33 protein-coding genes are annotated in these 24638 nt (G+C 66.2%); 7 read left to right on the plus strand and 26 right to left on the minus strand.

The features are described 5' to 3' along the window. Window positions 1-4: 4 nt before the first annotated feature. Entirely contained in the window at window positions 5-679 is a 675-nt protein-coding gene (locus NMB43_RS18110) for a GNAT family N-acetyltransferase (protein WP_494349566.1), read from the plus strand. Window positions 680-712: 33 nt separating this feature from the next. On the opposite strand, the gene NMB43_RS18115 is transcribed toward NMB43_RS18110, so the two are convergent. From NMB43_RS18115 to NMB43_RS18135, 5 genes are all read right to left on the minus strand, one after another. Beyond that, the gene (locus tag NMB43_RS18115) at window positions 713-1210 is read right to left on the minus strand and encodes a nuclear transport factor 2 family protein (RefSeq protein WP_494349567.1); all 498 of its coding nucleotides are present in this window, start codon (window positions 1208-1210) and stop codon (window positions 713-715) included. Beyond that, on the minus strand, window positions 1207-2094 hold the full coding sequence (locus NMB43_RS18120; protein ID WP_494349568.1) for an alpha/beta hydrolase: 888 nt from the start codon (window positions 2092-2094) through the stop codon (window positions 1207-1209). The genes NMB43_RS18115 and NMB43_RS18120 overlap by 4 nt, the downstream gene beginning before the upstream one ends. A 32-nt stretch (window positions 2095-2126) precedes the next feature. Further along, window positions 2127-2558: a GFA family protein gene (locus NMB43_RS18125; RefSeq protein ID WP_494349569.1), complete on the minus strand. Its 432-nt coding sequence runs from the start codon at window positions 2556-2558 to the stop codon at window positions 2127-2129. Window positions 2559-2711: 153 nt separating this feature from the next. After that, the gene (locus tag NMB43_RS18130) at window positions 2712-3548 is read right to left on the minus strand and encodes an NHL repeat-containing protein (RefSeq protein WP_494349570.1); all 837 of its coding nucleotides are present in this window, start codon (window positions 3546-3548) and stop codon (window positions 2712-2714) included. Between the two features lie 378 nt (window positions 3549-3926). After that, window positions 3927-4922: a hypothetical protein gene (locus NMB43_RS18135; RefSeq protein ID WP_494349571.1), complete on the minus strand. Its 996-nt coding sequence runs from the start codon at window positions 4920-4922 to the stop codon at window positions 3927-3929. A gap of 196 nt (window positions 4923-5118) precedes the next feature. On the opposite strand from NMB43_RS18135, the gene NMB43_RS18140 reads away from it, so the two are divergent. Beyond that, a complete protein-coding gene (locus NMB43_RS18140; protein ID WP_494349572.1) occupies window positions 5119-6006 on the plus strand; it encodes a helix-turn-helix domain-containing protein in 888 nt (295 codons plus the stop codon). Window positions 6007-6152: 146 nt separating this feature from the next. Here NMB43_RS18140 and NMB43_RS18145 read toward each other — a convergent pair whose 3' ends face one another. From NMB43_RS18145 to NMB43_RS18230, 18 genes are all read right to left on the minus strand, one after another. Next, a complete protein-coding gene (locus NMB43_RS18145; RefSeq protein ID WP_494349573.1) occupies window positions 6153-6455 on the minus strand; it encodes a hypothetical protein in 303 nt (100 codons plus the stop codon). A 294-nt stretch (window positions 6456-6749) separates the two neighbouring features. Beyond that, window positions 6750-7127 carry a hypothetical protein gene (locus NMB43_RS18150; RefSeq protein ID WP_494349574.1) on the minus strand — a complete coding sequence of 126 codons (378 nt, stop codon included), beginning with the start codon at window positions 7125-7127 and terminating at the stop codon, window positions 6750-6752. Between the two features lie 63 nt (window positions 7128-7190). Next, a complete protein-coding gene (locus NMB43_RS18155; RefSeq protein WP_494349575.1) occupies window positions 7191-7433 on the minus strand; it encodes a hypothetical protein in 243 nt (80 codons plus the stop codon). A gap of 124 nt (window positions 7434-7557) precedes the next feature. Beyond that, window positions 7558-7854 carry a 2Fe-2S iron-sulfur cluster-binding protein gene (locus NMB43_RS18160; protein ID WP_494349576.1) on the minus strand — a complete coding sequence of 99 codons (297 nt, stop codon included), beginning with the start codon at window positions 7852-7854 and terminating at the stop codon, window positions 7558-7560. Between the two features lie 17 nt (window positions 7855-7871). Next, window positions 7872-8708 (minus strand): SIR2 family NAD-dependent protein deacylase, encoded by an 837-nt coding sequence (locus tag NMB43_RS18165; RefSeq protein WP_494349577.1) that lies wholly within the window; start codon window positions 8706-8708, stop codon window positions 7872-7874. A gap of 160 nt (window positions 8709-8868) precedes the next feature. Beyond that, entirely contained in the window at window positions 8869-10020 is a 1152-nt protein-coding gene (locus tag NMB43_RS18170; protein ID WP_494349578.1) for a DegT/DnrJ/EryC1/StrS family aminotransferase, read from the minus strand. Between the two features lie 209 nt (window positions 10021-10229). Beyond that, a complete protein-coding gene (locus NMB43_RS18175) occupies window positions 10230-10493 on the minus strand; it encodes a DUF6129 family protein (RefSeq protein ID WP_494349579.1) in 264 nt (87 codons plus the stop codon). Next, window positions 10493-10708 (minus strand): putative nitrogen fixation protein NifT, encoded by a 216-nt coding sequence (gene nifT, locus NMB43_RS18180; protein ID WP_494349580.1) that lies wholly within the window; start codon window positions 10706-10708, stop codon window positions 10493-10495. The genes NMB43_RS18175 and nifT overlap by 1 nt, the downstream gene beginning before the upstream one ends. A gap of 29 nt (window positions 10709-10737) precedes the next feature. After that, window positions 10738-11880 (minus strand): cysteine desulfurase family protein, encoded by a 1143-nt coding sequence (locus NMB43_RS18185; RefSeq protein WP_494349581.1) that lies wholly within the window; start codon window positions 11878-11880, stop codon window positions 10738-10740. Continuing rightward, window positions 11877-12239 (minus strand): DUF3024 domain-containing protein, encoded by a 363-nt coding sequence (locus NMB43_RS18190; RefSeq protein ID WP_494349582.1) that lies wholly within the window; start codon window positions 12237-12239, stop codon window positions 11877-11879. Before NMB43_RS18190 ends, NMB43_RS18185 begins: the two co-directional genes overlap by 4 nt. 15 nt (window positions 12240-12254) lie before the next feature. After that, window positions 12255-12524, minus strand: a complete 270-nt coding sequence (locus tag NMB43_RS18195) for a nitrogen fixation protein NifZ (protein ID WP_494349583.1) — start codon at window positions 12522-12524, stop codon at window positions 12255-12257. After that, a complete protein-coding gene (locus NMB43_RS18200) occupies window positions 12517-12918 on the minus strand; it encodes a nitrogen fixation protein NifZ (protein ID WP_494349584.1) in 402 nt (133 codons plus the stop codon). Before NMB43_RS18200 ends, NMB43_RS18195 begins: the two co-directional genes overlap by 8 nt. Beyond that, the gene (locus NMB43_RS18205) at window positions 12911-13750 is read right to left on the minus strand and encodes a 4Fe4S-binding leucine-rich repeat protein (RefSeq protein WP_494349585.1); all 840 of its coding nucleotides are present in this window, start codon (window positions 13748-13750) and stop codon (window positions 12911-12913) included. The genes NMB43_RS18200 and NMB43_RS18205 overlap by 8 nt, the downstream gene beginning before the upstream one ends. Further along, complete coding sequence (locus tag NMB43_RS18210; protein WP_494349586.1) at window positions 13747-14310, minus strand: hypothetical protein; 564 nt, start codon at window positions 14308-14310, stop codon at window positions 13747-13749. Before NMB43_RS18210 ends, NMB43_RS18205 begins: the two co-directional genes overlap by 4 nt. A 30-nt stretch (window positions 14311-14340) precedes the next feature. Continuing rightward, window positions 14341-14748: a HesB/IscA family protein gene (locus NMB43_RS18215; RefSeq protein ID WP_494349587.1), complete on the minus strand. Its 408-nt coding sequence runs from the start codon at window positions 14746-14748 to the stop codon at window positions 14341-14343. A 7-nt stretch (window positions 14749-14755) separates the two neighbouring features. Then, window positions 14756-14959, minus strand: a complete 204-nt coding sequence (locus tag NMB43_RS18220; protein WP_494349588.1) for a YfhL family 4Fe-4S dicluster ferredoxin — start codon at window positions 14957-14959, stop codon at window positions 14756-14758. Between the two features lie 89 nt (window positions 14960-15048). Further along, window positions 15049-16620 (minus strand): nitrogenase cofactor biosynthesis protein NifB, encoded by a 1572-nt coding sequence (nifB, locus tag NMB43_RS18225; protein ID WP_494349589.1) that lies wholly within the window; start codon window positions 16618-16620, stop codon window positions 15049-15051. A 307-nt stretch (window positions 16621-16927) separates the two neighbouring features. Then, entirely contained in the window at window positions 16928-18514 is a 1587-nt protein-coding gene (locus NMB43_RS18230) for a flavin monoamine oxidase family protein (protein ID WP_494349590.1), read from the minus strand. Between the two features lie 265 nt (window positions 18515-18779). Between NMB43_RS18230 and NMB43_RS18235 the strand changes: the two genes are divergently transcribed. From NMB43_RS18235 to NMB43_RS18245, 3 genes are read left to right on the plus strand one after another with little or no spacing between them, the layout of a single operon-like run. Beyond that, entirely contained in the window at window positions 18780-19214 is a 435-nt protein-coding gene (locus NMB43_RS18235) for an Ohr family peroxiredoxin (RefSeq protein ID WP_494349591.1), read from the plus strand. 19 nt (window positions 19215-19233) lie between these two features. After that, window positions 19234-20943 carry a SagB/ThcOx family dehydrogenase gene (locus tag NMB43_RS18240; RefSeq protein ID WP_494349592.1) on the plus strand — a complete coding sequence of 570 codons (1710 nt, stop codon included), beginning with the start codon at window positions 19234-19236 and terminating at the stop codon, window positions 20941-20943. Next, on the plus strand, window positions 20940-21746 hold the full coding sequence (locus tag NMB43_RS18245) for an ankyrin repeat domain-containing protein (RefSeq protein ID WP_494349593.1): 807 nt from the start codon (window positions 20940-20942) through the stop codon (window positions 21744-21746). Before NMB43_RS18240 ends, NMB43_RS18245 begins: the two co-directional genes overlap by 4 nt. Here NMB43_RS18245 and NMB43_RS18250 read toward each other — a convergent pair whose 3' ends face one another. Both NMB43_RS18250 and NMB43_RS18255 read right to left on the minus strand, forming a co-directional pair. Then, a complete protein-coding gene (locus NMB43_RS18250) occupies window positions 21747-22511 on the minus strand; it encodes a hypothetical protein (protein ID WP_494349594.1) in 765 nt (254 codons plus the stop codon). A gap of 414 nt (window positions 22512-22925) precedes the next feature. Continuing rightward, window positions 22926-23441 (minus strand): hypothetical protein, encoded by a 516-nt coding sequence (locus tag NMB43_RS18255; protein ID WP_494349595.1) that lies wholly within the window; start codon window positions 23439-23441, stop codon window positions 22926-22928. Between the two features lie 134 nt (window positions 23442-23575). On the opposite strand from NMB43_RS18255, the gene NMB43_RS18260 reads away from it, so the two are divergent. Together NMB43_RS18260 and NMB43_RS18265 are read left to right on the plus strand one after the other, a co-directional pair. Continuing rightward, window positions 23576-23818 (plus strand): peptidase associated/transthyretin-like domain-containing protein, encoded by a 243-nt coding sequence (locus tag NMB43_RS18260; RefSeq protein WP_494349596.1) that lies wholly within the window; start codon window positions 23576-23578, stop codon window positions 23816-23818. A 31-nt stretch (window positions 23819-23849) separates the two neighbouring features. Then, window positions 23850-24215, plus strand: a complete 366-nt coding sequence (locus NMB43_RS18265; protein WP_494349597.1) for a thioredoxin family protein — start codon at window positions 23850-23852, stop codon at window positions 24213-24215. A gap of 195 nt (window positions 24216-24410) precedes the next feature. Here NMB43_RS18265 and NMB43_RS18270 read toward each other — a convergent pair whose 3' ends face one another. After that, on the minus strand, window positions 24411-24626 hold the full coding sequence (locus NMB43_RS18270; RefSeq protein WP_494349598.1) for a hypothetical protein: 216 nt from the start codon (window positions 24624-24626) through the stop codon (window positions 24411-24413). Window positions 24627-24638: the final 12 nt, after the last annotated feature.

The following is a 24638-nucleotide window of genomic DNA, read 5'->3' on the forward strand; positions in this document are numbered from 1 at the left end:
CCTCATGTCCCTGCTCGACAACGTCATCTGGCATGCACTCAGCGGCCGCCAGGCACAGTTCGCCACGGGCGGCGACACGGCGCGTCGCTATGCGCGCGGCTTCTCGCCCATCCTCGGTTTCGCCGATCCGCTGGCGCCTGACTTCGCGGCACTGACGCCGCATTGCGAGCTGGACGAGCATTTCTACTGCGCCGAATGGCTGGGCGCCGTGCCGGCGGACTGGCAGGTCGAAGCCGAGTCCAGCATGTTCCGCATGGTGTGGGCGGGCACCCTGCCAGAGGGCGATGCCGCGCCGGACGCGCAACCGCTGGGCGCCGAGCATGCCGCGCAGGCACTCGAACTCGCGCTGCTCACCAAGCCCGGGCCCTTCGGCCTGCGCACCCTGGAGCTGGGGGACTACTTCGGCTACTTCGAGGACGGCCAGCTCATCGCGATGGCCGGCGAGCGCATGCAGGCGGGCGACTTCCGCGAGATCAGCGGGGTATGCACCCACCCGGCAGCCCAAGGGCGCGGCCTGGCACGACGCCTCATGCTGAAGCTGCTGCAACGCCAGGTGCAACGCGGGGAACAACCCTTCCTGCACGTGATGCACGACAACGCCGGCGCGCGTGGCCTGTACGAGCGCCTGGGCTTCGTGATCTATCGCGAGGTGCCGGTGCGGGTGATGGCGCGGCGCTGAACCAACACCCAGCGCCAACGCCGGGCGACGCGTTCATCGCCGCAGGAAGTCCCCGTTCACGGTACGCAGCCGCACCGCCTCGATCGCCGGGCCAAACACTTCGCGCGTTCCCTCCTCCTCACGCAGCAGGAAGCGCAGGGCCTCGATCTTCCACCGCCCATCGACACGCCGGAACACGAATTCGTACTGGCCGCGCACCTGCCAGAACAGCCCGGCCACGAAGTGATCGGCACTGACGCGCGCGCCGACGGCGGCGGTCTCGCCGCGCAGGTCGACACCGACCTCGTCGATGTCATGGAAGGTGAGGTCGAAGCCGGGCAGCACCCCCGCCCACTCGCGCATCAAGGTGGCCGCGTCCTTGCTCTCAGGCGGCTGACCGGAGAGGGACTGGTAATCCACGTACACGCGCGGCGCGAACAAGGCCTCCAGATGCGTGAACAGGCTGGCATCGGCAAAGGCACCAAAGTTGCGGACGGCGGCCTTCAGCGCCGCGATGTCCCGCCGGGACGCAGAATTTTCTGACTGACTCACGCAAGATCTCCTGATGACTCGAAAGAGGCGCGCAGGTGAGCCTCGACATGACGCAGAGCCGACCCGACCGCGTCGGCGCGATCGTAGAAATCGAACTGGCTGAATCCCTCCAGCCAGACCAGACTGGCACGCGATCCGAGTCGCTCGGCGAAGCGCTCCGCACCGTGCGGGATCGCCGCGGTGCGCGAGTGCACGATGCAGGTAGGCACGCTCAAGCGATCCGCCGCCGCGATGCCGTCGAAGCTCAACCAAGGCTCCCACGAGCGAAGGTCAAACTGATTGTCATACTGCGGAATGAGCCCGCGCGCCGGTTCGGTGTAGTACGGAGCCTGGTACATCAAGGCTGCAGGGTTGGTCATGCTGGCCGCCTCGATCACCGTCTCGCCCCCGTTCTCGGCTGTGCGCGACTTGGCGATCAACGCGGCCACGCCTTGCGCGCCACCGTACACCTCATCCACGATTCCGGCGTCATGCAACCAGGGCGCCACCAGGCACACCGCCCGTGGCACCGGGCTGGCCGCCGCCGCATGGCTCATGTAGCCCGCCGAGGCGCAGATGCCCAGGCCCGCGATGCGCTGCGCGTCGACCGCCTCGTGACCCACCAGGAAATCGAAAGCCGCCACGATGTCCGCCGTCTTGCGCGTCGGGTCTTCCAGATAGCGCGGCGTACCGGGCGACTCGCCCCACCCACGGAAGTCGAAGCACAAGGCCGCGTAACCACGCCGGGCCAATGCCTGCGCGTAGGTAGCAGGCATCTGCTCCTTCACGCTGGTCCACGACCCGGTGACCACGACTCCTGGGCTCGGCGCCGGCCGGGCAGGGTGGTAGAGCAACCCCTGCAGCAGATTACCGCCGCTGACAAAACTCACTCTCTCAGGCGTCATGTCATCGCTCCGATACGGGTTGGATGAACGCGTCACGCCTGCCTTGTCGGCGGCGCCGGCGGCAGGGTCGCGAATTGCAGGGCAGTGTCTGGAATGTGGTCCCACGCTGCGGCCTGACTGACGAAGACATCGGCGCTGGGAACATAGTGGCTCGTGTCATCCAGGGTGCCAGCCCGCACCGAGATCAGCCCCGGCATGGATTCGGCAACGGCGAAAAGCTGTGATCCACAGGTGGGGCAGAAACCTCTCCGCACCTTGGCCCCGCTGCCACCGATGCTCTCGTAATAGCGGACGCTCCCCTCGATGTAGAGCGCGGCAACGGGAACGAAGAAGACCGGGGCATAAGCACTCCCCGAGCTGCGTTGGCAATCCCGGCAGTGGCAATTTCCGGTGATCACAGGTTCGGCGGCGGCGTGGTATTTCACCGCGCCACACAGACAAGAGCCGGTCATGAGAGTGTTCACGTCATTTCTCCTGGGGCAAGAAGAGCGCTCTGATCCAGCGCGATCGCATGGCCAGGCCGGTGCGTCTGGCTGCGCGGTGTTCATCGACCACGTACTCAATCACTTGCTGGAAACCTGGCGTGGCGCCCACGCAGAGGCGCCACGCCGCCAGCATCACGGGGTGACGGGTGCAATCTTGTAGATCGTGTTATCACCGGGCACAGACAGATAGAACGTCTTCCGGCTGGCATCGAACGCCAGGCTGACGCTGAATTGAATGGTGGATATCGGGTTCGTCGTCATGGCCAGCGTCTTCACCGTTCCGTCCAGCGCCACCTCGCGGATACGCTTGTTGCCCTTGTCATAGACGTACAGGAATCCGTTCGCCCCATAGGTAATGGCCTCGGGCTCCTTGAAAGAGGCCGCCGTGCCCTTTCCGTCCGCCGCCCCACTCGTCGCCGAGCCGGCCAGCGTCGTCATCACACCCGCAGGGGTCACTTTCAGGATTTTGGATATGTTATCGGCCAGATAGAGGTTGCCCGCCGGGTCGATTGCGATCCCATAGGCCTCGAATGCCAGTTGAACGAACTGAGAAACCACGCCAGATGGCGTCACCTTATCGATGGCCGTCGTGCTGAAGTTGTAATAGAAAAGGTTGCCCGAGGCATCGTAAGCCACGGCTCTCGGCTGGGCGTTAGCCCCCGGCAGCGTGGTGACCACGCCTGCAGGTGTCACGATACGCAAGCGCTTGTTGCCGAAGTCGCCCACAGCGAAATTTCCAGTCAGCGGATTCAGCGCGATACCCCAGGGCATGTCGAACAACGCAGCGCTACCGGTCCCATCCGCCAAACCGTTGGTTGGGTTCCCTCCGGCCACGGCACTCACCGTGCCATCGGTCGCGATCTTCCGAATGGTGTTCCCTCCGAAGTCTGCAGCGTAGAGGTTCCCGCTGGCATCCAGGGCCAAGCCTGCGGCATCGACATACTGCTTCCATGCGGGCAGCGTGGTCACCGCGAAGGTCTCCGTCAGGCCACCCGAGGAACTGCTGGATGAAGAACTGCCGCCTGATGATGAACTGCTGGATGAAGAGCCCCCGCCCGACGACGAGCTGCTGGACGACGCGCCGCCAGACGATGAACCGCTGCTCGATGCAGCGCCTCCGCTGGAGGAGGAACTGCTACTGGAAGCCTGGCCTCCGGAGGATGAGCTGCTGCTGGAGCTCGATGTCGTGGGGGCTGTTTCGTCGTCATTTCCACTCCCGCCACAGGCCATCAGCCCGATGCTCATGATCAGGGCTGATGCCCACAGCATTGTCTTTCTCTTGTACATCCGTGACTCCTGGTTCGATGTTTGGCGGGTCCGACAGGCCCCGCAAGAAAATGGTCTGGTTCAGCGCGCGGCCGCCAACTTGTCGCAACTGATCTCGAAGGTCTTCGCGATTTCGCTGGTGATCGACTGGTTGCCCGCCCAGCGATTGACATTGACGATGGCCGCCATGCACTTGGCACCCGCCTTGTAGAGCCCCAGCGCCGAGGTGTTGTGCTTCTCCAGCTGCCCCAGCGCGTTGCGGTTCTCCCACCACAGGTCGCCGGTCAGGAAGAACTTGTCGTACTTCTGGCCCGAGACCTTGGTGGCGGAGTCGGCCGCTTTCTTCTCGGCGGCGACGTCGATCAGCGCGCCACGAGAGGGAATGGTGTTGAACGAGGGGTCGCCCGCCGCCTGACGCGCCTTGAAGGCATCGAGCTGCGCCTTGTACTTGCTCACACCGCCCTCAACTGCGGCAGTCAGCGGTGCGCGCGCGAGGATGGTGGTGGTGAAGTTGTTCATGTCGCGCGTGTAGATGCGGAACTCGTTAGGCCAGGTGCCGGCGCGTCCGCCGCCGACCAGGCGCAGCCAACCATCCACCGACAGCGGGCGCAGTTCGCCCGGCGCCATTTCGATCACGATCTCGGTGGCCTTCAGCTCCACATCCGTGGGCAGGAAGTTCTCCTCCAGCGTGGCCGGCACATCGTCAGGGTGATCGACGGGGGTGATCTGGATGCCCAGCGCCTTGCGGTTGGCGAACTGGTGGGTGCCCGTGAGGTTCCAGGTGAAGACGTACTGCTCCACGGCCTTGGGCAGCTTGAGGTAGAGGTAGACGGGCTCACCATCCTTGACCGTAGTGACACGGTTGGCCCGTGCGTCCGCCAGCGAGGACGGTTTCACCTTGGTGATCACCAGCTCGGCGCCCGCCATCTGCGCTTTGGCAGAGGCGGAAGGATCGGGGGCTTCGGCGCCCACCGATTCCGCCTTCCGGGTGGCGGTGTCCGCCCCGGAACGCAGGGCACCACTAACCTTGTCCAGCAGACCGGCCGCCGTGGCCGGCCCGGCCAGAAGCGATGCCACACACACAAGGGCCGCGCCCCATCTCGTCAACGTCATGTCATCTACCCGCAGCAATAGTCCATACGCAGGCAGGATGGCCTTGCGTCACGCCGACTATCTCAGGGCAAGCCACGCGGGCGCTTCCACAATCCGCTGGAGATGTACATAATCGTCTGCCTGCCTGACAAAATGCAGGATGCATGACGAGGTACCCCCAATGAAATTCCGCCCCGGGGAAAAGTTCGAGTTCGACATCGGACCCGTCCCCAGCTTCGTAAAGCCTCACCAACGCACCCAGATCCTCGGGGCGGACCACTTCATGGTCGGACGCTGGTGCATGGGCAGCAATCCCGAGGGGCACAGCAACCCGGGCCTGAACCATCACCTGATCGCCGTCTGCCTGGCGGAGCGCGGGGCCCGCTTCGAGCTGGAGACGGATCGGCGCTATACCGGACAACTCCGCTTCGGCGACATGAGCGTGCTCCCGGCACATGTCCCCAGCCGCAATCGCTGGACGGGGCCCAGCAATACGCTCTCCCTGCACCTTCCCGTAGCCCTGTGGGAGGAGGTGGCGGACGCGCACCGCATCCAGCCCGATCTGTTACGGCCCGGTCTGCCTGGTTCAGATGCGGCGATCAGCCGCCTCAGCGTGTTGTTGGCGGAAGAGCTGGAGCGCCCCTATCGCAACCTGATGTATTGCGAATCACTGGCGCTGGGCGCGTTCGCCAAGATGGCCGAGCGCCTGGGCGGCCCCGGTATCACGCATTGCGATGCCCTGGTCGATGCGCGTCTGCGGCGCGTGTCGGACTATATCGAGGCCCACCTGGAAGATGCGCTGAGCATTTCGGATCTCGCTGCAGTGGCGGGGCTCTCTCGCTCGCATTTCATCCAGGCTTTTCGCGATGCATTCGAGCAGACGCCGCATCAGTACGTGCTCTTGCGCCGCATCGAGCACGCCAAGCGACGCCTGCGCATGGACCGCGAGAGCATCACCGAGATCGCCACCAGCCTCGGCTTCTCGTCGCACGCGCATTTCTCGGGCATGTTCAAGCGCGTCACCGGTCTCAGCCCGACTGACTACCGATTGCACCGCGAAACCCGCTAGGCAGGCGACACGGACGTCAGCGCCTAACTTGTACAGACACGAGGATTGACACAGGGGAAAGCAACAGGTCCGGGATGTGGGTCTTCGTATGCCCCGGGACCGTAGTGGTATGACTATGGCGTAGCGTGGCGCGACGCCGGTACGGCTCAGGCGTGTTGCACGCCGTTGTGCACACGAGCCAGCACGCGGCCCTCGGACCAGGCAAAGGCCTTGCCCGGCTCGCTGGCAGTCAGCGATTGCTCGCTGCGCATGCGGTCGACCAGCATCACGAGCACGCTTTCGATGGGCGCGTTCGGGTTGTTGGCCGGGTCCTCGAAGCGGTCCAGCGAAATCTCCGGACCTTCCTCGTCGTCTTCGAGCATCTGCACGATGAAGACCTCTTCCTTGCCTGCATGACCATGCAGGGTGGCGCGGAAGCGGTCACCGCCGTAGAAGAACTCTCGTACCATTTCTGCTTTCTCCTCTGTGTTAAAGAACGGGTGAAACACGTCGTGCCCAGGATGTAAAACAGGGCACGACTTCATGCTAGGCAGCGCTTCGCCTGCAGGCAAACCGCAACGTAGCAGGATTCGATCCAGCTCAATGCCGGCCACGCCGGGCCACACATCGACGCAAACCCAAACCCCTCCCAGCCTCCCCTTACGAAGGGGAACTGCACATCAGTGGGGCGGCGCGTCCTGCCCCCTCCCCTGACAAGGAGAGGGCCGGGGAAGGGTTCGTATGCCCACGCATAGCCACCAGGCTCACGGCGCCGCGAAGGCAAACAGCTCCGGCTGGTTGTGGCGATAGGTGCGCAGCCACATCAGGGTGGCCGGTACCAGCGACAACACCGCGAACCAGATGGCCTCGTCACCTTCCGTACCGCCCTTGGGCAACTGGTGCGACACCGCGCGCCAGTTGTCCCAGCCCAGTTCGGGCATGGCGTCATGCAGGCCATCGGGCAACTGGTTGAGGCTGTCGGCCAGCAGGTTCAACAGGCGCGTCACTTCGCTACGGGTCAGGCGAGAGCGCAGGAACTCCTCTTTCTCCAGGCCATCGCACAGGACGAGGATGGCCCCGCCGGCCTCCTCAATGTTGGCCAGCGTCGCCGCGCTGAACAGCGTTTGATACTTGGATTCCAAACCGTTCCTCTCTCTGGCCGCGTGGCGGGCGGGGCGACGGCGCTGCCGCCCCGCTTGCGTCACTCAGGCGCCAATGCGATTGACGAAGTTGAGCGGACCTTCCTGCTTGCCGACGACGCTGCACTTCTGGCACTTCCAGTTCACGTCGAACAGTTGCTCGGAGCAACTGTCGAGATAGGTCTGGCGGCAGCCGGTGGCGCCACATGCGGTGCAGCGGAAAAGCTGGCCGTTGCACTTGGCGGCCTGGCCGCCCTTGCGATAGCCGGTGCACAACTGGCGGTCGGCCTTGATTGCGTCGTAACTCATATTGGATCTCTCTGTCTGGGGGGGAGTCGCGGGGGCGGTAGCGGGTGTCGAGCGTCCGCGCTGCTCTCGGCGCAGCCAGGACGTCGCACCCTTTGGGTTGTCTTTGTCGATCGTCGTGCCGTGTTCAGACGAAACTCAGGATTTCGACTGTCACGTCCTCTTCGCCAAGTTGGGCCTGGCAGGCCAGGCGCGACTTGGAGCCAACGCCGACGATGCCGTCGAGCTTCTCGTGCTCGCCGCGCTGGGTCTTGGACAGGCTCTTGCGGCCTTCCTGCACGAACACGTGGCTGGTTTCGCAGCCACCTTGTCCGCCGCAGGTGCAGCCGAGGCTGCCGCCCGCCGCCACGATGGCGGCCAGCAGAGTGGTACCCGGCGCGGCCTCGATGGTGGTGCCGGCGGGCAGGATGGTGAGCTTGGGCATGATGAACTCCGTATGGTTTAGGCAGGTTGGGATTCGGTCGAAAGCGCGATGAGGCGATCGGTGAAGTCGGCCAGCGGCATGTCGATGCGGGTGACCTTCTGCTCCGACAGGAACAGCTTCTCCATGCGCGTCGGCTCATCGGGCAGCACGGCCCAATGCAAGCCGGAGGAGCGCTTCATGATCTGGCGCGCGAAGCTACGCGTGAGCTGGTCGTTGAAGCGGCAGCCAAGGAACAGGAAGTTGCGCCCGCTGCGCAGCGCCTGCACCTCGGCGGGGATCGGCGTCTGGATGTCGATCTCGGTCAGCACCTCGACGTAGTCGGAGTCCGACACCAGGTAGTTGGCTGCCGGGCTGCTGCTGCCGATGGGCTTGTAGAGCAGGGTCTTCCACTCCGGCGCGCGGTCGGGCACGGCATTGCCATGGCCGTCGTACCAGCCGGTCCAGGTGCCGAAATGTTCGCTCTGCGACAGGCCCTGCACCTCGCCCCACTTGATGCCGGCCGCCTGCAGCGCGGCCGCCATGGCTTCGTCATACCAGGAGTCGACGATCAGCGGCAGGCCTTGCTGGGCCAGCCACAGGTGGAAGGCCGAGGGCTGCGGCGGGGCCAGGAAGGCGGCGTTCATCTGGTCGACCAGGGTCTTGCGGTGCTTGAAGTTCTCGATGAACTGCGCAGCCTGCGTCAGCTTGTTGCGGATCTTGTGCGGCACCGTGATCTTGGCTGTCAGCAGCGCCACCAGAGCCTCCGGCGAGGCGGGCACGGCGTAGTCGGGCGCCAGCGACAGCACGCCCGGCCCGAGATAGGGCACGAGGGTGCCTGCGCGCAGGCTGTCTTCGAGTTGGGCGGGGAGGGTCATGGCAATTCCTTGTTGGTTTCGAAGTCCGTGCCTGAACGGGGAATACCAACCCCTCCCAACCTCCCCTTGTCAGGGGAGGAGCAGCCCGGCACGCACAGCGTGTGCGCCCCCCTGACAAGGGGGGATGGGGGGGTTGAATGGCGAAGCATGTTCATGGCGATCAGTAGATCGGCACGCCGGCACCGATGTTGGTGGCGGCATCCTTGAGGGTGCTGATGACGAAGCGCACCTGGTCCGGCTCGATGAAGCTGTGCAGCGGCAGGGCCAGCGAGCGGTCGGCGATGCGTTCGGTGTTCTTGAGCTGCCCCATGCCATAGCCATAGCTGCTCATGTAGTGGAAGTGCTGGTAGAGCGGGCGCGAGTAGGCCGCCGCCTCGACCGCCTCGTCGTCGAGATCTTCGATCAGCTTGGCGCGTGCACTCGCCGTGAAGCGCTTGCCGAGGTGCACCACGTAGAGCATCCAGTGCACCTCGTTCACGCCGTCGGCGATGTAGGGCGGCTTGATGCCCTCGAAGGTCTGCATCTGTTCGTGGTACCAGGTCTCGACCTGCTTGCGCCGCGCCAGGATTTCGTAGATGCGCTCCATCTGGGCGATGCCGATGGCCGCCGCCACGTCGCCCATGTTGGCGGCCATCGGCACGCGGCTGCCGACCGACACGGACTGACGGTCGCTGAGCGAATGGGCGCGCAGGTAACGCAGTTCGGAGGCGAGCTGTGCATCATCGGTCAGCACCATGCCGCCCTCGCCGCAACTGACGGCGAGCGGCTGCGACAGGTCGAAGATCGCCATGTCGCCGAAGCTGCCCACGAGGTCGTCGTAGTAGCGCGAAGCGATGGCTTCCGAGGAGTCTTCGATCAAGGCCAGTTTGTGCTGATCGGCCAAGGCGCGGAACGCGCGCCAGTCGGCCGGATGGCCGTTGCAGTTGTTGACCAGGATGGCGCGCGTGCGCGGCGTGATCGCCTTCTCGGCCGACTCGGCCGACAGCGCGCCACTCCAGTAGTCGATGTCGGCCAAGACCGGCGTGGCTCCCACGTGCGCAATGGCATGCGCGAGGTGATGCCAACTGTAGGCGCTGGCGATGACCTCGTCGCCGGGGCCGATACCCAGCGCGCGCAAAGCAAGCCAGGCGCCGGCCATGCCGCTGGATACCGCCACCGCGTACTTGCGCTCGTGGAAGTCGGCGAACACCGCCTCGAAGGCCTCGACCAGCGGACCGTTGGAGAGACGACCCGACTCCAGCGCGTGCGCGATGAGCTGTTGCTCACGCTCGCCGGTGTCGGCCATCGAAAGAGGGATCCAGTCGCTATCCATGGCAGGCTCCTAGGGGTTGTGGCGCAGAGGCAATGCGTAGGCCCGTACGCGCCCTCTCCCGGTGCTTCGCACCACCCTCTCCCGCAAGCGGGCGAGGGGAAGCACGGCACCCCTCTCCCAGACGCAGGGCAGAAGCACCAACAGCTCCCCTCTCCCGCAAGCGGGAGAGGGGTTGGGGGAGAGGGCAAGAAGAGGCCATCACGCCACCCTCACATGTGCTGCGTCAGCACGATGCCGCGCGCGAACTGCGGATTGCGTGTGACCGACCAGCAATGGCCGTCGCTCTCCATCAGGAAAAGGTCGCGGTCACCGATGCGCAGCGCCGGCTCCTCGCCGCGCATGTCGAAGGCATCGACCACCGACACGCGCATGTCGGGAATGAGCTGGCGCACGGCGCTGACCGCCTCGCGCAAGGTGACGGCGGACAGCGTGATGCGTGCCACCTGGGTCAGTTGTTCGGCGTTGATGCCCATCACTCGGCTCCTCCTACGCGTTTGGCCTCGACCGTGATCGGCAGCTTGGTATCGGCCGCCATCTCGGGCAGCGCCATCTCCCAGCCATTGCCGAGCGTGACCATGCCGCCCCACATCTCGGGGCGCTGCATCGAGACGATGGGCTCTTCCAGGTCCTTCTTAGGCACGTACAGCGATAACTCGCCCTTGGCGTTCTTGCGGATCATGACTTTCATGGTGGGCTGGCTCCCCGTTGGTTGATGCGTCAGCCGACGGCTGCCGCCGGCTGGTCCGCAGGCGAGACCAGTGCGCGCAGCACGTCGACAAGTCTGGAAAGATGCTCGGCCGTGGTGTCACAGCCCAGCGAGAGTCGGATCGCGCCCAGCGCCAGGGCGGCATCCACCCCCATCGCCAGCAGCACGTGAGACGGATCGGACCCACCCGAAGAGCAGGCCGCGCCGGAGGAGGCGCAGATGCCGGCGCGCTCCAGGCGGTCGAGAATCTTGTCGGCCGACAAGCCCTGCAGCGTGAGACACACGGTGTTCGGCAGGCGCGCTGCGCCCGCACCGTGGATGCGGCAACCGGGCAGACCCAGCAAGGACTGCTCCAGGCGCTCACGCAGCGTGGTCTCGCGCAGTGCCTCGGCCTCCAGCGTGGCCATCGCATGGCGCGCGGCCGCAGCGAAGCCGACGATGCCGGGCAGGTTCTCGGTGCCGCCGCGCCGCGCGCGCTCCTGCTGGCCGGCGAGCAGCGTGGGCCAGGTCAGTCCCTTGCGGATCACCAGGGCCCCCACGCCCTTGGGACCATGGAACTTATGCGCGGAGAGCGACAGCAGGTCGGCGCCCCAGGCGGCAAAGTCCACCTTGAGCTTGCCGGCGATCTGGGTCGCATCGACATGGAAGGGGATGCCGCGCGCACGCACCCGTTCGCCGATCTCGGCAATCGGCTGCAGCACGCCGGTCTCGTTGTTGGCCGCCATCACCGACACCAGGGCAGCATCCTGCTGCAGGGCTGCGTCGAGCGCTTCCAGGCGCACACGACCCTCGCCGTCCACCTCCAGCAGCACCACCTCGACGCCCTCCTGGCGCAGGCGCAAGGCGGACTTGAGATAGCCTGCATGCTCGATGGCGGAGAGGATGATGCGGCGAGGCATCGCCGGCCGATGCAGCGCACCGTGCAACACATGGTGATTGGATTCGGTCGCCCCGCTGGTGAACACCAGCTCCACCTGCTGCGCACCGACCAGGGCTGACACGTCAGCACGTGCCGCGGCCAGCAGGCGCTTGGCCTCCTGCCCCAAGGCGTGCTTGGACGACGGGTTGCCCCAGCAGTCCTGCATCGCCGCGCTCATCGCCGCGACGACCTCGGGCAAGGGGCGGGTGGTGGCGTTGTTGTCGAGGTAGATCATGGCCAGAACTCCCTCTCGTCGTCCGCGCACAGCATGGCCATGGCATCGTCGAAGCGCGCACTCTCCAGGCGCAGCAGCCACTGCTCGCGCGACTCGTCGCGCACATAGAGCTGCCACTTGCCGTTGGCACGCGTCAGCCGCGCAATGTCGATCACGCCACCGCTGGGGTCCACGTTGCGTGAGCAGCAGGGGCTGGTGATCAGCCAACCGTCTTCGGTGGTGGTCACCTCGGGGCGCACATAGCGGTAGCGCTTGCGCTCATCGAGTGCGCGCATCACGCGCCGGCGCGTCAGTTCGCGCTCCCCCACCACGGCGGGGAAGGGCGTGATCCTGGTTCCATGACGACGGACGGCTGACATGGCGTGCTCCGCGCCTCACAGCGGCGCGATCTCCTCTTCCATGACGCCCACCACGCAAGGGCGGGCCCCCGGCACCACCTCGCCGTTGAGAACGCCGAACTCGACCATGTAGACCGGCAGGTTGGCCTCTTCGTGATGACCGATCTGGACGATCTCGCCGGCCGTGCCCTCGGCCACCAGCAAAGCATCCTGCGGCACCTCGGGGTAACTGCCATCGTTGAACAGGTCGATCAGCGCGGTCACGCGCTGTCCCCACTGAAACTTGGGTTCGCGGAGATCAAACATGTTCGCTTCCTTCTTGTTGCGTGGCCACGCGGCCGCTGGTGCCGCTCCCGTCGCCGGGGCGGATGTCCTTGAGCGCCGCGATCTTGTCGGCGCCCAGCGCCTCCTTCACGTGATCGGGCAGGTTGTCGAGCGACAGCAGCTCACGCCCGCGCATGCCGACTCGGTTGCCGGTGTCGATGAACTCGACGGCGTAGATGTAGTACTGCTGCAGAAAGGTGTTGATGCTCTGGATGAAACCCACGTCACCCTTGCGGGCGAGGACTTCACCGATGTCCTTGCCGCAGTACGTGCCGTCATTGCGGATGGTGTAGCGCGAGACCACGCGCTCGCCGTAGTTGAAGATCGGCGGTGCGGTGAGTTCGACGGTATCGCTGTCGCGGCTGATGTCACCCATGGCTGGCTCCCTGCTGCTGCGTTGAATGCGGGCGTGCGAACGGACGCACGCCGTCCCGATCCTGTGCTTCGTCGAGGATGCGCAGACGCGTCTGAGCGGCTTCACGCACCTCGCTCTCCTCGTCTTCCTGCGCCATGCGCTGCAGGAGCGCGCGCGGGGCGCGTTGCGTCACTTCCCAGCGCACCTCCCAGGCAGGGTCGCGCGCCATGCGTTCGAGCTGCGCTTCGGGCAGGTGCTGCACCACCTCGCGCCGCACCAGCACCTCGGGGTCGTCGCACAGGCGCAGCAGGGCCGGCATGCCCAGGCGGCGCGCCGCCTCCAGCCGCACCTCCCACTCCCGGTCGAGCAGCATGCGCGGCAGCAAGGCCTCGGGCAGGCGACGCGCCACCAGCTTGCGCACGTAGTAGTCCTCGTCCTCGGCCATGGCGAGCAGCTCGGTGCCCTCCAGCCGCATCGCGACGCGGATGCGCACTTCGCGATGCGGATCGCGGCGCAGGCGCACCGCCTGGTTCAGCGGCAGACGCACGGCGACCGACAGGCGCACCGTCTCGTCCTCGTCCTCGATCAGGGGCTGCAGGCGGAAGACATCGGCGTGCCGACATGCGATGGCACGCACTTCGAAATACGGGTGTTCCAGGTAGTTGTTGCCCAGTGCGGGGTTCCACTTGAAGAAGCGGTCGATGCGCTTGGCATAGCGGTCATGCACGCATGAATGGCCACGCGAGCAACGGGCGCCCGAGGTGCGCACCGGACAGGGGCCGCAATCGAGCGGACCGCCTTGCCAGTCGACCGGCGGGATGTCGGATTCGTCCGCATGCCAGGCCACGCTCATGCCGTCACCTCCGCCTTGGGTTCGTCTTCGTAGTCGGCGTCCTCGCGGCCGATGCGCGCGATCACGTCGCGCAGCACGCGATGGCCCACCTGGTTGGCGGGGTCCAGCTCGTCGAGCTTGGCAACCACCGCCTGACCGAGTTCGATCTCGCCCAGGCGCAAGGACAGGTAGGCATAGCCCTTGAGGGTGAAGAGGTAGAAGCGCGGCAGCGGCTCCAGCGCGGTGAAGCGCGCATCCGCCACCGCCTCGCGCCAATCCGCCGGCAGGTGCAAGGCAACGCTGGCCATGTCGAGCGCACGCAGCGCGATGTCGCGCGCTTCGCGCAAGCGGTTGCCGTAGAAGTGGAAGCGGTACAGCGCGATCAGCGTGGCCGGGTGGCGCGGCGCCATGTCGTGTGCCGCCTCCAGCATGCCTTCGGCCTCATGCACCCGATGGCGGATCGCACCCGCCTGGGCGATCAGGCGTTCGGCCTCCGCCGGCAGGCCGGCGCCGAGCACGGCATCGTCCATGCCGAAGGACTCGACCATCTTCTCGCTGCCGCTTGCCGGGTCGCCGTGCATGACATGCCCTTTCCGCTCGCCTCTGCCGCCTCAGGAACGACGGATCGCGTCGAGCGACACCGTCGCCAGGGCCGGCGCGCTCCCGTGGGCATGGGCATGCCCGTGGTGATCGGCCGGGCCGCTGCTGCTGCACGCGCAGGGCGCCTGGTTCGGGTTGATGAAGGTCAGCCCGCTCTTGGTCGGGGTGTCGGCGAAGTCGATCGTCACGCCTTCCAGCAGCAGGCGCGATTCAGCGGGCAGGAACAGCCGGACGCCCGCCACGTCGACCACCGCATCGCCAGACAGCGGCGCGGCTTCGACGGAGAACTCGGAGTTGAAGCCGGAACAGCCACCCGCGCTCACCAGCAGGCGGAAGCCTGCACCGGCGGGCTGGCCCGAGAATCGGACCATGCGCGAGATGAACTTGTTGGCGGCGGGGGTCAGGGTGACGTTGGTCATGATGGCCTCAGGCGGTTTCCAGGGGAAGGATGCAGTCGTCGATGGGACACACGGCCACGCATTGCGGCGTGTCGTAATGCCCTTCGCATTCGGTGCATTTGTCGGGGTCGATCACGAAGAGATTCTTCACTTCGCTGATCGCGTCATTGGGGCACTCAGGTTCGCAGGCTGAACAGCCAGTGCACTGGTTGGCTACGATTTTCAGAGACATGGGGCTCTCCTTTGCTTCTGAAAGGCCGCCGCGTGGGGGCGACGCGGCGGCGGTCAAACACACTTCACTTCATCTATGCCATACGCACATCAGGCGGCGGCGGTGTAGGCACCCTGGCGGATCGAGGCGTCACCGCGGTCGGCATGCACGATCTCGCCCTTGGCGATGCGCGCGCGGTAGTCGGCAAACCAGGACAGCGCAGCCTTCTCGATGAACTCATCGACGTAGCCATCCACCGGCTCGATGCCCGCGGACTTCAGCTCGTCCTTGGGGCAGGCGCCGATCTTGGCCACCAGCACCGCGTGGCAATCGTTGATCGCGCGCACCACCGAAGGCAGTTGCTCGTCGTCGCCGAAGCCGCCCTGGCAGTACTGGTCGACCCGGCGATGACCGACGAACAGCGCTTCCTGGCTCGACACCTCGAAGATCTGGAACTCGGTGACATGACCGAAGTGTTCGTTGACCCGGCCACCACCCTTGGTGGCGACAGCGACCAGCACCTTCATGCCGTCGTCGACTTCGGCACCGCCGCTGGCGGCCAGGGCTTCGAGCTTGGCGGCATGCTGCGCCTGGCGCTCGGCCTCGACCTTGTCCTGGTAGCCACGGCGGCGATCCAGGTCATAGACCACTTCCATCTCTTCGATCTTGTCGAGCGTGAATTCGGCGCTGCGGTCTTCACCCAGCAAGCCCACCGCATCGGCGCGGCACTGGCGGCAGTGGCGCATCAGGTTGGCCCCGCCCATGCAGGCGTCCTGCACGGCCTTGAGTTCCTGTGCGGTCGGTCCGCGCTGGCCGTTGAGGCCGAAGTAGGTGCCGTGCTCGGGTTCGGAGATCAGCGGCATGATGTTGTGCAGGAAGGCGCCACGGGCCTTCACCGCCTTGTTCACCTCGATCATGTGTTCGTCATTGATGCCCGGGATCAGCACCGAGTTGATCTTGGTGAGCACGCCACGCGCGGTCAGCATCTCGAGCCCCTTCATCTGCTGCTCGTGCAGGATGCGGGCGGCTTCCACGCCGGTGACGCGCTTGTGGTTCCAGAAGATCCACGGATAGATCTTGGCGCCGATCTCGGGGTCGACCATGTTGATGGTGATGGTCACGTGGTCGATGTTGTACTTGCAGATTTCGTCCACCAGCTCGGGCAGGGCGAGGCCATTGGTGGACATGCACAGCTTGATGTCCGGTGCCTGCTCCGCGAGCATGCGGAAGGTATCGAAGGTCTTCTTGGGGTTGGCGAGCGAGTCACCCGGGCCGGCGATGCCCAGCACCGTCATCTGCGGGATCTCGCTGGCCACCGCCAGCACTTTCTTGACGGCCTGCTCGGGCGTGAGCTTCTGGCTCACCACGCCGGGGCGCGATTCATTGGAGCAGTCGTACTTGCGATTGCAGTAGTTGCACTGGATGTTGCAGGCGGGGGCGACCGCAACGTGCATGCGCGCATAGTGGTGATGCGCCTCTTCGGAGTAACAGGGGTGGTTCTTCACCTTGTCCCAGATGTGTCCCGGCATGTCGTCGGGACCGCCGGACGAGCCACAACTGGCCTTGCCCTCGCCGCCATGCGTGCCACAACCACCGCCGCTTGCCGGCAGGTCGGCCGCGGCCACGGCATGGCCACTGGATTTGAGATCGGCGATATTGATGTAGCTCGCTGCGCTTTGCATGACGTACTCCTTGGTCTTCTTTGGAGGAGGCACTCCGTGGGGCTGGCAGGGAGAAATAGCCAGTTCCATGCCAAGGCGTTTTGTCTTTAAAATACAAAGACTTGTAGCGTTTGTGCGGCAGCACACACGATGGACGGAAAACGACGCTTGCGACAAACGGGACAGGGCGAAGGGGAGTCGGGAGTCGGATCGGTCGGACGGGTGCTTGAACGAAAGACACTTGAGCGGCCAGATACACGAAGCCCCGCACCTGATCCAGGTCGCGGGGCTTCGCAGGGACGATGCGCGCCGGGCGGCGCGCTGAGGCTCAGGCCGTCTCGGCCATGCGGTCGAGCAGGATCTCGTTGGCGGTCAGCGCGAACTCGCGCCACAGCCCGGCCAACTCGCGCCGGATGGCCTGCAGGTAGGCTGGATCGGGGCGGTGCTCGTCGGGGAAGTTGGAGATCGCGCAGGAGGTAGCGTTGTGCTTCTGCACCGCGCTCAGGAAGGTGTCGGAAAAGCCGAGGAAGGCCGACAGCACGGCTGGCGTCAGCGAGCAACGCCCCTGCTCCACGCGTGCCTGGCTGAGGTCGAAGCGCAGCTCCTGCAGGTAGTGCAGCGATTGCGCGTAGACAGTGCCGACCACCTCCACCACCACGCGCTGCGTCATGCCCTCGCTGTGCTGTGCCGACAGTGCGCGGGTGATGCTATTCACATACTGCGGCAGGGCCGCCGCGCGCAGGCGACCGACCAGATCGGTGAAAGCCTGCAGGCTGGACTGGTTGATCGGGTTGCTCATGCTCTGATCCTCGCCGGTGCGCGCGGCGCCGGCCGTGTCGTTTGAAATCGTGCGCCACAGGCGGGCCGCCGCGTCCAGCGCCCCTTCCAGGTAACCACTTCCCTGCATGGCCGTCTCGCTGCCGCCGAACAGCAGGCGCCCTTCCCACAGCGGCTGTGCCAGCGCGACCACGCCTTCTTCCGGGTGTGCGCCGGGGTCTGCCGCGTCACGCGCCGCGCAGGTAAAGCGCTCCTGCGCCCAATCCATGAGGTGTAACTCACCCTCTGAGGCAGGCGGACCATATAGCTGGGCGAGCTGGCTGTGCACCATCATTTCGTGGGCGGCGCGGAAGGCGCTACGAACGGAAGGCGGCAAGGCCGAGAACCCTCCCAGCGCGGCGCCCGGCACGCCGTCCTCGGAAGCATCGAAGACTTCACCCAGCACCGCCTGCGCATGGGTGACGAAGGCATTGCCGGCCAGGCCGTCAGCACGCCAGAAGGCCTGCGGGAAACGCGACAAGGCCTTGCACTGGGCCGCCATCCAGGTCGGGGTGCCATCGAGCAGCGCACGCACACCGGCCTCCAGCGCCGGCTCGCAGGCAACGCGCTCGCTCACCAGACGCGGCGGCAGGGCCAGCACCACGCGCCGGGCCAGGATCACCACCGTCTCGGCGCCGGTCCAGCAATGCGCCTCGACATGGTCGCCGCGGTCACACAGGCGCGTCAGCTCGTAGCCCAGGCGGATGCGCTCGACCGCCAGGCGCTGCTGGAGAGCCTCCACCAAGGCCCCCATGCCTCCGGCCACGCGCCGCGCGCCGTTGTGCACACCAGTCTGTGGCAGGGGCTCCGGGCTGCCGTCGCCCTTTGACAGGTGCAGCACCGTGCCAATGTCATACTGGTCAAAACTCGTCAGCCCGAGGTCTTCCACCAGACGCGCCATGCGCGGCTGGGTACTCGGCCAGAACCAGGTCGGGCCCAGATCGACGGCCGGCAAGTCCGGCGTGGCGGGCACCGTCTGCACACGGCCGCCCAGGCGGGCGCGTGCCTCGACCAGCAGCCACTCGTGGCCGGCGAACTGCAACTTGCTGGCGAGGCTGAGGCCGCACACGCCACCGCCAACGATCAGGGTATCGAGCATGGGAGTGCTCCTTGCAAGAGGGATCGTGGCGGCACTTGCAAGCTTGGTGCCACGCCGCTTGCCAGCAGGCTTGGTGCATCCCACACACCGTAAGCGACTTCGTCCATGCGTCTGGTTTGTCGCATTCCGCACAGCGCGCACAGCGGTTCCCACGCACGCGGCACGCCACGCGCGACGCCAGCAGCCACGGCTTGGGCGCGCCGCGTACAAGTCTTGCTAGAGCCTCCTGGCCTCACCCCCAATCCCACCGAGACAGGAGCCCGTCATGGACCTCATCTACAAGACCCGTGTGTTCAGCCAGGGTGGCCGCAACGGCCGCGTGCAGAGCGAGGATGGGCTGCTCAAGCTGCAGCTCGCCCAGCCGGCCGAGATGGGTGGCCAGAAGCCGGGGGTCAATCCGGAACAGTTGTTCGCGGCGGCCTACGCGGCCTGCTTCGAGAACTCGCTGCGCCACATCATCCGCGCCGACCGCCTGCCGGTGAAGGGCTGCATGGTCGAGGCCGAGGTCTCGCTGTACAAGAATTTCGAAGAGGCCTACCGTTTCTCGCTCTCCTTCGCCGCCATCCTGCACGGCATCGACCAAGGCACGGCCGACTCGCTGGTGGAGCGCGCGCTCAAGGTCTGCCCCTACACCGACGCCACGAAGAACAACGTCAGCGTCAAGGCGGTCGCCGTGCTGGAAGCACCCGAAACCGCCTGAACCCCGCACCAGGACCACCATGCAGGAAACCTTGCCCAGCGAACATCCGCAGCACGGCCCGCCCCCCGCCGACCAGGTGCGCGCCTACCACCAGCGCACCAAGCACCGCTTCGAGCGCTATGCGGCCGGCCCCGAGACCCTGGACTGGGACGCGCAGCCCGCACCCTTCCGTCATTTCGAGGGCGCGCCGCGCATCCTGCTGCCGCTGGCCGATCCGCAGCAGTCCGGCCCCCTGGGCGCAGCCCTGGCCCGCCCCTTCGCCACCCTCGGCGCGCGTCACCCGGCCGTCCCGCCCGGCCTGCCGGCGCTGGGCGCCCTGCTCCACCTCGCGCTGGGCATCACCGCGTGGAAGCGCTACGGCCCCGACCGCTGGGCGGTGCGCGCCAACCCCTCCAGCGGCAACCTGCATCCGAGCGAGGCCTACCTGATCGCCTGCGGCCTGCCCGATCTGCCAGACGGGGTGTATCACTACGAGCCCGAGGCCCATGCGCTGGAGTGCCGTGCGCGTTTCCTCACGCCTGGCCTGGCACCCGGGCTGCATATCGCGCTCGCGTCGGTGATGTGGCGCGAGGCCTGGAAGTACGGCGAGCGCGCCTTCCGCTACTGCCAGCTCGACACCGGCCATGCCCTGGGCACGCTACGCTATGCCGCAGGCATGCTTGGATGGACGCTCACCGCCCAGACCCAGGTCGACACCGCCACGCTGGCCTGGCTGACCGGCCTGGACCGCCTGCAGGACTTTCCGGCGCGGCGCCAGCGCGAGACCGAACTGGAAGAGGCCGAGCTGCTGCTGAGCCTGGGTTGCGACGGCCTCGCGCCCACCCCGCCCGATCTGCGCGCGCTGCGTGGCGCAGCCGCCAGCGCGGTGTGGATGGGCACGGCCAGCGCGATCGACCCGCACCCGATGTATCGCTGGCCGGTGATCGGCGAAATCGCCCAGCTCACCCGCAGCGACGCCCATGCGCAGGCACCGCATCGCCAGATCGGGCTGGACCTGCCGCCCGCCTTGGCGCCCGACAGCGGCTCACCGGCCTTCCGCCAGCTCGCGCTGACGCGGCGCAGCGCGCAACACTTCGACCCGGCGCATCGCATGTCACGCGACGCCTTCCTGCACCTGCTGGGCCGCCTGCTGCCCGGCCCCACCCTGCCCTGGGACGTGATGCCCAGTCCCTGGGCGCTGGACCTCGTGCTGTTCATCCACCGCGTCGACGCGCTCGCCCCCGGCGTCTACCTGCTCGCACGCAGTGGCGCCACCAGCCCACTGCTCAGACGCCTGGCGCGGCAGCACACCCTGCCAGCCGTGACGGACCTGCCGCCCGGCCTCGACCTGCGCTGCGTGGCGCAGCTCGAACCGCCGGCGCTGCAACGCCTGGCGCGCAGCCTGCATTGCCACCAGGACATCGCCGCGCATGCGTGCTTCGCGCTGGGCATGGTGGCGGAATTCGACGCCGCGCTGGCCACCACGCCGGCGGCCTACCGCGACCTGCATCGCCAGGCCGGCCTGCTGGGCCAGGTGCTGTATCTCGAAGCGGAGGCCCAAGGCCTGCGTGGCACTGGCATCGGCTGCTTCTTCGATGACGCCGTGCACGAACTGCTGGGCCTGGAAGACAGCGCCTGCCAGACCCTCTATCACTTCACCGTCGGCAAGCCGCGCGAAGACGCGCGCATCGAACACCTGGCCGCGTATGCCGAGAGACAGGCCGCGTTGCCACAGGAGATCGCCCCATGAACAGCCCCACCCCGCAAACCTGGCGCCGTGTGCCGGCCGATGAGGCCGCCACGCTGATCCAGCGCCTGCGCCGCGAGGGCCAGCCGCTGGCCCTCTTCGACACGCGCGACCGCATGAGCTTTGAGCGCGGCCACATCGAGGGTGCCCAGTTCCTCAGCGACGCCGGCTTCGGCGCCACCATGGCCACCCTGCCACGCAGCACACCCGTTGTGCTCTACTGCTTTCGCGGCAACGCCAGCCAGACCTGGGCCGGCATGTTCGCCGACTTCCGCTACAGCGAGGTCTACAGCGTGGATGGCGGACACGATGCCCTTGCCGCCGCACTGGCACGCCTGCAGGGTGCCGGCCAGCCACGCGCCACGCTGAGCGCGGGGCTGCATGCCTTCCTGGCAGCGAATGCCTACCCGGACGACGAGCTCGACGCCGCCGGCGAGCACGGCCTCACCCCGCTGATGCGCGCCGCGTGGCGTGGCGAACTCGCCCTGCTGCAGGAACTCATCGCCCTGGGTGCCGACGTGAACCGCCGCAATGCCGATGGCAACAACGCGCTCTGGCTCGCCTGCGTGGCGCACAGCGCGGACTGCGTGCGCGCCCTCGCGCAAGCCGGCATCGCGCTCGACAACCGCAACGACACCGGCGCCACCACGCTGATGTACTGCGCCTCCAGCGGCAAGCACGAGATGCTGGCGCTGCTGCTGGAACTCGGCGCCGATCCGCTGCTGCGCAACTTCGACGATGCGCGCGCGGTGGATCTATGCGCGACGGTGGAATGCCTCAGGCTGCTGCGGCATACGGCGGAGTGATCAGAGCGGTTTGCCGTTGACCGAGACGCTGCTCACCTCTTGTGCGAATGAATCACCCGTGACTTTCAGGACGATCCCCGACCCCCGGTGATACCAGATCACAATCCGATTGCCGTTGGAGACGTACTCCCATTTGCAGGCAGGAAGCTCACCTGCGGGCACGACAACGCTCTCTTCACCCAGGAAGGTGATCTCGTCCTGAAAGGCTTTGACGGTCTCCTTGCCCGTCTTCGACGACAGCGTCGAGACGGAGTAAGTCAGCGTCTCCTTCTGTCCGACGGACAAGGAAAGCATCTTCGATCTGAGCGGTGAGGGTGAGTACTTCAGCGTCTCCGAGTAAGGCGTCGTGTCCGAGAATGTCGTCGTGAAGCCAAAGCCCAGTCTGTCCAGGCCGTCAAAAGCAATGTAGGACTTGCTGAGAGCCGTATAAGCGGCGTAACCGATGGAGATGTAGGTGTCCGTCATAGCGTGCTCATCCACCAGCGCGCCCGCAAAACTCACGTTCCTGGACACCACCGTTGTGGCGGTACCGGCACCGTCCTTCACGCCGCCTGCGCGATATATGACGTAGTCCCGCTTGTACGAATCGCCATGGGCAAAGTAGGACGGATCGATGCAATTGGCGGCGGTATGCACCGTACCGCCCGAGCCGGAGCTGCTCGACGTGGAAGAGTCGGAACTCCCTGAATCCCCACCGCCGCAACCGGACAACAGGAACACAAGGATCGCAGTGCCTGCGATCTTGATGGTACGGCCTGAATACATGCGCTCCTCCCGAGCCGTGTGTTCGTCGTGCGAGGCGACGATGTTTGTTATGGATACTTGTTCGAAGACCAGGGGCAGAGACGGAAGACCTGCAAACCCGTGTCTTGTTGCCAGAATCCGACAGGCCGGGAGCATACAACGAGCTGAAAGGCGCGCAGTTTGACGAGTATCGTTGAATCGACGTGGCCTAGCCACGCGGTTTCGGGTTTCGGGTCGCGGGCTGCCTGCCTGCGTAGGCATGAGGGACAAATCCGTAGGATGGATGGAGGCCGCAGGCCGGTACCCATGCGGGGATCACATGAAGATGGGTATCGCTACGCTCCACCCATCCTACGGACAGCCTCTCGTCATTCCCGCGCAGGCGGGAAATCCAGTGACTTTGAGGCTGCCCCGCTGCGTCACGGGCTGCGCCGCCTACATCCCCTCCAACCGACACCCCTGCTCGATCAGATGGGCGATGGAGTGGATCTCGCAGTCCAGTCCGGTTTCTTCCAGCACGCTCTCGGCGCTGATCGGGCTGTTCCAGGTGTATTGCCAGATGCTGCCTTCACCGGCGTGCTCGAACCAGACGCCTTCCGGCTTCTGGTGGAAGTAGCCCAGCACGTAACCCACGCCGGCGAGGCGGCGGCCGCTGCGGCCGGTCTCTTCCTCGTAGCAGCGGTAACCCTCGGCGTCCCACTCGGCGATGATGCCCCACTCCACGTCGACATCCGTGACCCGCGCGTAGCAGGCGGCCGGAGAGTGCTCGCCGTTGGCGGCGGGCACGGCCAGCTCCTCGGCCAGCATGGCTTGCATGAGGCCGCGCAGGCTGGCCGGCGGCGCGTCGCGCAGCGGCCCCTGGGCCTGCACGCATTCTTCCGCAGCGTCGAAGCCGAACAGGTGCACGCCCGCGGCGTCTTCCACCGCCTGCACGCTGGTGATCTTGGTCATGTCGCTCTCCTGGAGGCTTGGCTTGTCTGCTTACTAGCAAGTTCCGCTCCGCTGGAATGGCTCCTGCTCCAGCAGGCTCAGCGGCCCGATCCGCCCAACAGAGACGACAACCCGACATGACAGGAGAGCGCGACATGACAATCCCGACAGGTTTCTTCATCGACTGGAATGGCCAGGCCCGCAGCACGACGGACGCCGGTGGCGGCTTCGTGGTGGAGGTCGATCTGGTGGCAAAGTACGTGGCCTTGTCCACGCCCAGTGGTACGCTGATGCATGAAGCCACGTTCTACCGCAGCCTGGAGGACATCGCGAAGAAAGGCATCAGCGCCGAGCTGGTGCCCGGCTCGCATCCCTGGGGCATGAAGAACGAATGGTAGGCAGCCGCCACCCACCCAACCGAGACGCCCCATGAGCACGATCACCCTCACGGAAGAGAACTTCCAATCCACCGTCGATACCAGCGACATCCTGATCCTCGACTTCAAGGCCGCCTGGTGCGGCCCCTGCAAGAGCTTCGCGCCGATCTTCGCGGCCGCCGCCGAGAAGCACACGGACATCACCTTCGGCGTGATCGACACCGACGAGCAGATGGGTCTCGCGCAGGCCTTTGGCATCCGCTCGGTGCCCACGCTGATGGTGCTGCGCGAGAAGGTGCTGGTCTATCGCGAGTCCGGCGCGCTGCCGGCGGGCGCCTTCGAACAGTTGATCCAGCAGGTGCGCGACCTGGACATGGCCCAGGTGCATGCCGAGGTGGCCAAGCAGACCCAGGCTTGAGCCTCGCGGGGGGGCCGAAGAACCCCTCCCGACCTCCCCTTCAGAAGGGGAGGCGCAAGGCAGTCGCGCCACATCGAGCAGCCTCCCCGCGCAACGGGGCGGGTGGGAATGGGGTTCAGCCTCGATAGAGGCTGCTCGCCCGATCCCAACAAAAAGCCCGCCTGACGGCGGGCTGCTGCCGGGGCAAAGCCTCGTTCAGGCGGCCAGCTTGTCGATCAGCATGCGCGCCTCGGTGGCGGCATTGCTAGCCGACAGGCCACTGCCGTAGTGCACCGCCCACACCAGCTTGTTGAGGGAGCCGAGGATCTCCTCGACCTGCGTCGCGCTGACGTAGCTGCCGGACAGATCCTCCGGCTGGTCACACACATAGTTGCCGCCGGCGGCGGTGAAGTTTACGGTCTTGATGCTCATGGTATAGGCCTC

It is taken from the genome of Uliginosibacterium sangjuense, assembly GCF_059132465.1.

Bases quoted from the DNA above. Each gene is read 5' to 3' on its own strand.
- NMB43_RS18110 (WP_494349566.1), top strand. From the start codon at position 5: ATGTCCCTGCTCGACAACGTCATCTGGCATGCACTCAGCGGCCGCCAG.
- NMB43_RS18120 (WP_494349568.1), bottom strand. From the start codon at position 2,094: ATGACGCCTGAGAGAGTGAGTTTTGTCAGCGGCGGTAATCTGCTGCAG.
- NMB43_RS18140 (WP_494349572.1), top strand. From the start codon at position 5,119: ATGAAATTCCGCCCCGGGGAAAAGTTCGAGTTCGACATCGGACCCGTC.
- NMB43_RS18145 (WP_494349573.1), bottom strand. From the start codon at position 6,455: ATGGTACGAGAGTTCTTCTACGGCGGTGACCGCTTCCGCGCCACCCTG.
- NMB43_RS18155 (WP_494349575.1), bottom strand. From the start codon at position 7,433: ATGAGTTACGACGCAATCAAGGCCGACCGCCAGTTGTGCACCGGCTAT.
- NMB43_RS18160 (WP_494349576.1), bottom strand. From the start codon at position 7,854: ATGCCCAAGCTCACCATCCTGCCCGCCGGCACCACCATCGAGGCCGCG.
- NMB43_RS18165 (WP_494349577.1), bottom strand. From the start codon at position 8,708: ATGACCCTCCCCGCCCAACTCGAAGACAGCCTGCGCGCAGGCACCCTC.
- NMB43_RS18170 (WP_494349578.1), bottom strand. From the start codon at position 10,020: ATGGATAGCGACTGGATCCCTCTTTCGATGGCCGACACCGGCGAGCGT.
- NMB43_RS18175 (WP_494349579.1), bottom strand. From the start codon at position 10,493: ATGGGCATCAACGCCGAACAACTGACCCAGGTGGCACGCATCACGCTG.
- nifT (WP_494349580.1), bottom strand. From the start codon at position 10,708: ATGAAAGTCATGATCCGCAAGAACGCCAAGGGCGAGTTATCGCTGTAC.
- NMB43_RS18185 (WP_494349581.1), bottom strand. From the start codon at position 11,880: ATGATCTACCTCGACAACAACGCCACCACCCGCCCCTTGCCCGAGGTC.
- NMB43_RS18190 (WP_494349582.1), bottom strand. From the start codon at position 12,239: ATGTCAGCCGTCCGTCGTCATGGAACCAGGATCACGCCCTTCCCCGCC.
- NMB43_RS18195 (WP_494349583.1), bottom strand. From the start codon at position 12,524: ATGTTTGATCTCCGCGAACCCAAGTTTCAGTGGGGACAGCGCGTGACC.
- NMB43_RS18200 (WP_494349584.1), bottom strand. From the start codon at position 12,918: ATGGGTGACATCAGCCGCGACAGCGATACCGTCGAACTCACCGCACCG.
- NMB43_RS18205 (WP_494349585.1), bottom strand. From the start codon at position 13,750: ATGAGCGTGGCCTGGCATGCGGACGAATCCGACATCCCGCCGGTCGAC.
- NMB43_RS18210 (WP_494349586.1), bottom strand. From the start codon at position 14,310: ATGCACGGCGACCCGGCAAGCGGCAGCGAGAAGATGGTCGAGTCCTTC.
- NMB43_RS18215 (WP_494349587.1), bottom strand. From the start codon at position 14,748: ATGACCAACGTCACCCTGACCCCCGCCGCCAACAAGTTCATCTCGCGC.
- NMB43_RS18220 (WP_494349588.1), bottom strand. From the start codon at position 14,959: ATGTCTCTGAAAATCGTAGCCAACCAGTGCACTGGCTGTTCAGCCTGC.
- nifB (WP_494349589.1), bottom strand. From the start codon at position 16,620: ATGCAAAGCGCAGCGAGCTACATCAATATCGCCGATCTCAAATCCAGT.
- NMB43_RS18230 (WP_494349590.1), bottom strand. From the start codon at position 18,514: ATGCTCGATACCCTGATCGTTGGCGGTGGCGTGTGCGGCCTCAGCCTC.
- NMB43_RS18235 (WP_494349591.1), top strand. From the start codon at position 18,780: ATGGACCTCATCTACAAGACCCGTGTGTTCAGCCAGGGTGGCCGCAAC.
- NMB43_RS18240 (WP_494349592.1), top strand. From the start codon at position 19,234: ATGCAGGAAACCTTGCCCAGCGAACATCCGCAGCACGGCCCGCCCCCC.
- NMB43_RS18245 (WP_494349593.1), top strand. From the start codon at position 20,940: ATGAACAGCCCCACCCCGCAAACCTGGCGCCGTGTGCCGGCCGATGAG.
- NMB43_RS18250 (WP_494349594.1), bottom strand. From the start codon at position 22,511: ATGTATTCAGGCCGTACCATCAAGATCGCAGGCACTGCGATCCTTGTG.
- NMB43_RS18255 (WP_494349595.1), bottom strand. From the start codon at position 23,441: ATGACCAAGATCACCAGCGTGCAGGCGGTGGAAGACGCCGCGGGCGTG.
- NMB43_RS18260 (WP_494349596.1), top strand. From the start codon at position 23,576: ATGACAATCCCGACAGGTTTCTTCATCGACTGGAATGGCCAGGCCCGC.
- NMB43_RS18265 (WP_494349597.1), top strand. From the start codon at position 23,850: ATGAGCACGATCACCCTCACGGAAGAGAACTTCCAATCCACCGTCGAT.
- NMB43_RS18270 (WP_494349598.1), bottom strand. From the start codon at position 24,626: ATGAGCATCAAGACCGTAAACTTCACCGCCGCCGGCGGCAACTATGTG.